The organism is Tepidibacter formicigenes DSM 15518 (genome assembly GCF_900142235.1).
Taxonomy (GTDB): Bacteria; Bacillota; Clostridia; order Peptostreptococcales; family Peptostreptococcaceae; genus Tepidibacter; species Tepidibacter formicigenes.
The window spans coordinates 21,921-28,748 of sequence record NZ_FRAE01000030.1 but is presented as its reverse complement, the minus strand read 5'-3'; the positions used below and the strand labels follow the sequence as shown (position 1 = coordinate 28,748).

Sequence of the window (6,828 nt, the reverse complement as noted above, 5' to 3'; positions counted from 1 at the left end):
TGTATGCAATATTTCAAATGGAAAGGTCATATACCACCACCTAATGTTGAAGCTCTTATTCAAAAGAATATTTTACCTGTACGAAATGGAAGAAAAGACCACCGCAAAGTCAGAACCAAATCGTCAGTAAGCTTCTTATATAGGGTATCCTAAAAACTAGAAAATATGAATCTTTTTAAAACAGAGGACCTCTCTGTCTAATTGCCATGCTTAAAAAAGCTATTTCATAAAAAAATGAGGAAATTGAAAGTTATATCCTTTCAATTTCCTCATTTTTTTCACATCATTATTTGATTAACTTAATGACATTGCTTAATCGGCCTTTTTTTCATTTATTTCTTCAAAATTATTTATAGGTGGTAACTCTTCTATTTTTTCTAATCCAAATAATTTTAAAAACTCATCTGTTGTTTTATATATTATGGGTTTTCCTATTTTATTGAGTCTTCCAGCTTCTTTTATTAGATTATATTCAAGCAATGTTCCTATTGCTTTATCACATTTCACCCCTCTAATTTCCTCAATTTCTACCTTAGTAATAGGTTGTTTATATGCTATTATAGTCAATGTTTCAAGCGTTGCTTGAGTTAAGCTTTTTTTCTTTTTAGGTTCAAATATTTTTCTAATATATTCTTCATATTCTTTATTAGTTCCCATTTGATATTTATCTTGGATTTTTAATATTTGTATTCCTCTATTTTCTTCTTTATACTCTTTTTTTAATTCATCTAAAATATTTTCTATATCCTTTGGCTTCATATCAGTATTTATAATTTCTCTTACTTCCTTTATTGATATTGGATCTGAAAATGCAAATAATATAGCTTCTATTATTTTTTTTATTTTTTCTTTTTCCATAACATCACTCTACCTTTTTTACTATTATATCTGAAAAGAAATTCTCTTGCTTTATTATTACTTCTTTATTTTTTATAAGCTCTAATATTGATAGAAATGTAACTATTATTTCTTCTTTATTTTCACTTTTAACTAATTCTTTAAATAAAAGTGTACCCTTTTTATCAATTTCATGTCTTACATAATTTATCTGTTCTTCTAAGGATATGGTTTCTCTTTTATAGACTTTCTCTAATTTATTGTCCTTTACTTTGGTTTCCTTTATTATATTAGGTAAAAAGTTAATAAGCATCTCTATGTTTAAATTAGACAAATCTAATTTTTCTTCAAAATAAATTTCTTCTTTTTTTCTATGGAAAATTCCCTCTCCACAATACATTTTGTCTTTAAGAAATTGAGCTACATTTTTGAATTTTTTGTATTCAACTAATTTGTGCATTAATTCTTTTCTTGGGTCATCCTCTTCTTCTTCATTTTTTTTATATAATAAATATTTAGATTTTGTCTCAAGTAATTTGCAAGCCATTATTATAAAATCACTTGTTATTTCTAAATCCATTTTTTCCATTTTCTTTAAATATTTTAAATATTGATCTGTAATCTCAAAGATAGATATATCATATATGTCTATCTTATTTTTTATTATCAAATCATACAAAAGATCTAATGGCCCTTCATAAGCTTTTAATGTTATATTATATCCCATTTTAAATCTCCCTACATAAAAATAGTCATTAAGTTGTTTATTCCATTATACATAGGTCCAATAACTAATCTTAAATTATTTGTTATTATTAGCAATATTAATATTATATTTCCTACATATTCGTATTTATAATAGTAATAATATAGCTTATACGGAAGAATTGAAAGTAAAATTTTCGAACCATCAAGTGGCGGTATTGGCAAAAGATTAAATATTGCAAATAATATATTATAATGATATATATTTGCTAATATGATATCTAAAGCTTCAATATGAATGAAAGAACGCTGAAATTCATACAAATATATAGTAGCTATAGCTAATATTATATTAAAGATAGGACCTGCTAATGATACTAAAAACATTCCTAGTCTTTTATTTTTAAAATTATTTGAATTAACAGGAACAGGCTTTGCCCATCCAAAATGTGCAATCATCAACATTAAAAAACCAACAGGGTCAATATGCTTAATAGGATCTATTGTAAGCCTTCCTTCTTTTTTTGCTGTATTATCTCCAAAAAGATATGCTATAAACCCATGGCCAAATTCATGTATAGAAATAGCTAAAAGTATTCCTGGAAGACTTGCTAAAAAGTCGATTATCAATTTTCATCTCTCCTATTTTTTTATTTAGTTTCTTATTAATTATAACAAAACAATATATTTTTTGAAAGAAAAAAACTATACTTAGAATATTCTAAAAATACACTCTTATACTTTAATATCACACATATCAATATATACTTCATACTATAAAATATAAAAAAGTCTTTATTCTAAAGATTTTACAATGTAGACTTTTTAAAATTTCATGGCGCCAACGAATTCTAACGAATTCCGTTGCTTAAAATTCATAACGGAAATTATATTTATCCTCAATTTAAAAGGATTATAATTTCCTATTCATTATAAAAAATATTATTTATAGAACATTTTAAAATGTAAACTTTTTTGAAATTATAAGAATGCTTTTTGGAAAGGAGTTTATTTTGATGGATAATATTAGTAAGGAAATACAGCTTTTAATTCAAACTGAAATATTTCAAAAATTTTTATGTACTGATGCATTTAAGCTTGCTCAGTTAAATGCATTAACTAATTTATTAATTAAAGCTAATATAGATTTTGATACACGTTTTACTTCCGAAACAAGAAGAAGCTCAAAATCAATAACAGTTACAATATACATAAATTCATCTACAACTATAACTCGTACTTTTTTATTTGATGAGTAAAGATTGTATTTCTATAATATCAAAATAAACTCAAAATAAATAATGTTATTCCAATTAATAGTTTAATTGTATAATTTCACAAAATACTTTTAATAATTTATGTATTTACTATTTTTTTCAAAAATATGTGTTTTTCACATAAGTTTCTACATAACTTGAGTAATAAAAATTATATAATTTGACAAACTATATATTAGGAGGTGAAGTTAATGAAAAAAATTTCAAAATCACTAATCTACACTATGCTTGTAACATTGAGTTTATCTCTAATTGTTCTAGGATGTGCTAATAAGCAATCTCGAGTCACACCTACAGAGCCTAGACAATATATAGGGATGAATAAAAATGTCAATTATCCCGATTATCTAAATAACACAAGAAGAACTCCTTACACAGGATACGTTGGAATAGAAGATTTTAGAGGAAATAAATATACAGGGTATCTTGATGGTAATAGAGCAAAGGGTAGAAATGTAAATGATTATATAGGTTATGTTGGTGATAACAGAGAAAATAATTTTATTACACAAGGAAGAACATCAGCTAATCAAAATTTAACTACTACTGTAAATAACAGAAGTAATCAAATCGCCAGAAATTGTAATAAATTATCTGGAGTTAATAATTCTACAGTTGCGATTTCAGGAAATACTGCTGTGGTTGGAGTAGACCTTGATAAAAATGTAGAAGGTAATTTAACAGAAGATTTAAAAAGAAAAATTGAATCTACCGTAAAAGCTACTGATAAAAATATTACAAATGTTGTAGTTACTGCAGATATAGACTTATATGAAAGAATAAAAAAAGTAGGACAAGATATAAAAGCTGGAAGACCTTTAACAGGTTTAGGTAATGAACTTCAAGAGATTATAAGAAGAATAAGCCCTAAATAATATTAAAATAACAAAAGAGTTTAAGTAATTTACTTAAGCTCTTTTGTTGTTTTTAAAATAAAAAGTACAGAAATAATCTGCACTTTTTTATAATACATAATCTAATACTTTTTGAAGCATTTTTATATAACTTGCTTTTTTAACATCTTTAGATGATATTAAATCTGATTTTAAAAGTATCTTATTATCTTGGTATATTTGTATTTCTCCTAATTTATCTCCTTTTTTTATAGGAAATTTTATATTTTCATATATATTTATTTTCTTTTTAAATTCTTTTTTATCTCCTTTTTTATTCAATATATATATAGGTTCTTTACATAGTAATTCAACATATTCAGAATCTGCTTTGTCTAATTTTATTTTTTTTACTACATCACCTTTATTATATATTTTAACTGTTTCATAATTTGCAAACCCATAATTTAATAAAGAAGAAGCTTCATTAAATCTTACCTTAGATGTTGAAGCACCTAAAACTACTGAAATAAGATGTAAATCATCTCTAACAGCAGAAGCTGAAAGACAAAATTTAGCTTCATTTGTAAATCCAGTTTTTATCCCATTTGCACCTTTATAAAATCTTATCAATTTATTTGTATTAACAAGTCCAATTTTCTTATTTTTCTTTCCTACAACAATCTCATCCATCCATATTTTAAGATACTTATGAATTTCTTCATGCTTTAATAGTTCTTTTGACATTAAAGCTATATCATATGCACTTGTATAATGATTTTCTACAGGAAGTCCATTAGTATTTACAAAATTTGTATCTTTCATTCCAAGCTCTTTAGCTTTTTCATTCATTTTCTTTACAAAAGCTTTATCACTTCCATAAATATGTTCTGCCATGGCTACACAAGCATCATTAGCTGAAGCTACTGCTATTCCTTTAAGTAATTGATCAACAGTTTTAACTTCTCCAGGCTCTAAAAAAAGCTGACTACCACCCATGCTTGATGCTTTTTCACTTATTGTAACTTTATCATCTAACTTTATCCTGCCTTCATCAAGGGCTTCCATAATTAAAAGCATTGTCATAATTTTTGTTACACTTGCAGGTGGAAGCTTTTCATGAGAATTTTTCTCATAAAGAATTGTTCCACTTTTAGCGTCTATAAGTATTGCCGATTTAGAACTTAAATTTATATCTTCATTTGCTAATACTATAACTGATTGTGATAATGTTAATAATAATGTTAAAAATAAACATAACTTTCTTTTCATTTTGTTCACCTCATTTCATTTTTAGATATATTTTTACACTTTGGAGACTTTATTATACAAATCTGAATTTGGTAAAAACAAGAACAAAACAAAAAAAGTTGTAACCTCTAGAGATTACAACTTTTTTGTTTATAATTTATTCTATATGCTGTTATATTTTCTATTTTAACTTCTATACTTCCATGATTATAGGTAAAATCATTGGATTTCTTTTTGTTCTTTCATATAGATAATTTTTAAGTTCATCCTTTATAGCATTTTTTAAGTATGCCCATTCTCTTATTTGTCTATTTTCACATTGAGTTAGAGCTTCTCTTACAACAACTTTTGCTTTTTCTATTAAATCTTCTGATTCTCTAACATATACAAAACCTCTTGATATTATATCAGGACCTGATATAACCTTTCCATTTTCTTTAGCAATAGTAACAACAACTACCATAAGACCATCTTCTGATAGGTGCTTTCTATCTCTTAAAACTATATTTCCTACATCTCCTACTCCTAGTCCATCTACAAGTATATTTCCAGAAGGAACGTGTCCTGCAACTCTTGCACTATTTCTATCAAATTCAACTACAGAGCCAGTAGTTATTGTAAATATATTTTGTTTTGGCATTCCAAGTGATGCTGCTAGCTCTGCATGCTGTTTTAAATGTCTATATTCCCCATGAACCGGGATAAAATATTTAGGATTCACTAATCTATGCATTAACTTTAATTCTTCTTGGCAAGCATGACCTGATACATGTATATCTGCCAAATCATCATATATAACCTCTGCTCCCTTTTCAAATAGTTGATTTATAACTTTTGATACTGTTTTTTCATTTCCTGGGATAGCATGTGCTGAAATAACAACTAAATCGCCTGGCTCTATTTCCATTTTTCTATGCTCAGACGCTGCCATTCTAGAAAGTGCAGACATTGGTTCTCCTTGTGAACCAGTTGTTATTATAACCAATTCATCATGTGAATAATTATTTATTTCATTAAGATCAATTAATATATCTTCTGGTAATGTTAAATATCCTAAATCACTAGCAACATTCACTACATTTACCATAGATCTTCCAGATACTGCAATTTTTTTATTATACTTATATGCTGCATTTATTATTTGTTGAACTCTATGAATATTTGATGCAAATGTAGCTACTATTATTCTCCTTTTAGCATTACTAAATATATCATCGAGAGATGAGCCTACTGTTCTTTCTGACATTGCATAACCAGATCTTTCTACATTTGTAGAATCAGCAAGCATTAATAAAACACCTTTTTTACCAAGCTCTGCTATTCTATGAAAATCCATTACATCTCCATCTATAGGAGTATAGTCTACTTTAAAATCTCCTGTATGAAATATTGTTCCAAGCTCTGTATGAATAGCTATAGAACATGCATCTGGAATACTATGAGTTGCTTTTATGAACTCAACTTCCATGAAATTTAAGCTAATTTTATCTTTAGGCTTTACTCTGTTTAATTTTACATTATTTAATTTATGTTCTTTTAATTTAACCTCTACAAGCCCTATAGTTAATTTTGTTCCATAAATAGGTACATTTAATTTTTTTAGTACATAAGGAAGGGCTCCTATATGATCCTCATGTCCATGAGTTAAAAATATTCCCTTTACTTTATCTCTATTCTTTAATAAATAAGTGATATCTGGTATTACTATATCTATACCAAGCATCTCATCTTCAGGAAAACTAAGGCCGCAATCAATTACGATTATTTCATCCTTATACTCTATAGCAGTCATATTTTTTCCTATTTCATTTAACCCCCCCAGAGGTATTACTTTTAGTTTTGCAGGTTTTCTAACCAATAAAATCATCTCCTTTTATATATAAATTGCTTATATTACCCGTTCATTTTTTTATCAGGCAATAGCA

The 6,828-nt window shown here is 26.5% G+C and carries 7 protein-coding genes; 2 read left to right on the top strand and 5 right to left on the bottom strand.

All coding sequences use genetic code 11. The features are described 5' to 3' along the window. Positions 1-312: 312 nt before the first annotated feature. From scpB to BUA77_RS07350, 3 genes are read right to left on the bottom strand one after another with little or no spacing between them, the layout of a single operon-like run. The gene (gene scpB / locus BUA77_RS07360; protein ID WP_072888792.1) at positions 313-858 is read right to left on the bottom strand and encodes an SMC-Scp complex subunit ScpB; all 546 of its coding nucleotides are present in this window, start codon (positions 856-858) and stop codon (positions 313-315) included. 4 nt (positions 859-862) lie between these two features. Continuing rightward, on the bottom strand, positions 863-1,564 hold the full coding sequence (locus tag BUA77_RS07355) for a segregation and condensation protein A (protein ID WP_072888790.1): 702 nt from the start codon (positions 1,562-1,564) through the stop codon (positions 863-865). A gap of 11 nt (positions 1,565-1,575) precedes the next feature. Further along, positions 1,576-2,172 carry a site-2 protease family protein gene (locus BUA77_RS07350; RefSeq protein ID WP_072888788.1) on the bottom strand — a complete coding sequence of 199 codons (597 nt, stop codon included), beginning with the start codon at positions 2,170-2,172 and terminating at the stop codon, positions 1,576-1,578. Positions 2,173-2,558: 386 nt separating this feature from the next. Between BUA77_RS07350 and BUA77_RS07345 the strand changes: the two genes are divergently transcribed. Both BUA77_RS07345 and BUA77_RS07340 read left to right on the top strand, forming a co-directional pair. Continuing rightward, entirely contained in the window at positions 2,559-2,801 is a 243-nt protein-coding gene (locus BUA77_RS07345; protein WP_072888786.1) for a hypothetical protein, read from the top strand. Positions 2,802-3,010: 209 nt separating this feature from the next. Then, positions 3,011-3,694: a YhcN/YlaJ family sporulation lipoprotein gene (locus BUA77_RS07340; RefSeq protein WP_072888784.1), complete on the top strand. Its 684-nt coding sequence runs from the start codon at positions 3,011-3,013 to the stop codon at positions 3,692-3,694. A gap of 87 nt (positions 3,695-3,781) precedes the next feature. Here the strand turns inward: BUA77_RS07340 and BUA77_RS07335 are convergent, their stop codons facing one another. Beyond that, positions 3,782-4,924: a D-alanyl-D-alanine carboxypeptidase family protein gene (locus tag BUA77_RS07335; protein ID WP_072888782.1), complete on the bottom strand. Its 1,143-nt coding sequence runs from the start codon at positions 4,922-4,924 to the stop codon at positions 3,782-3,784. Positions 4,925-5,096: 172 nt separating this feature from the next. Next, the gene (locus tag BUA77_RS07330) at positions 5,097-6,770 is read right to left on the bottom strand and encodes a ribonuclease J (protein WP_072888780.1); all 1,674 of its coding nucleotides are present in this window, start codon (positions 6,768-6,770) and stop codon (positions 5,097-5,099) included. Between the last annotated feature and the right edge of the window lie 58 nt (positions 6,771-6,828).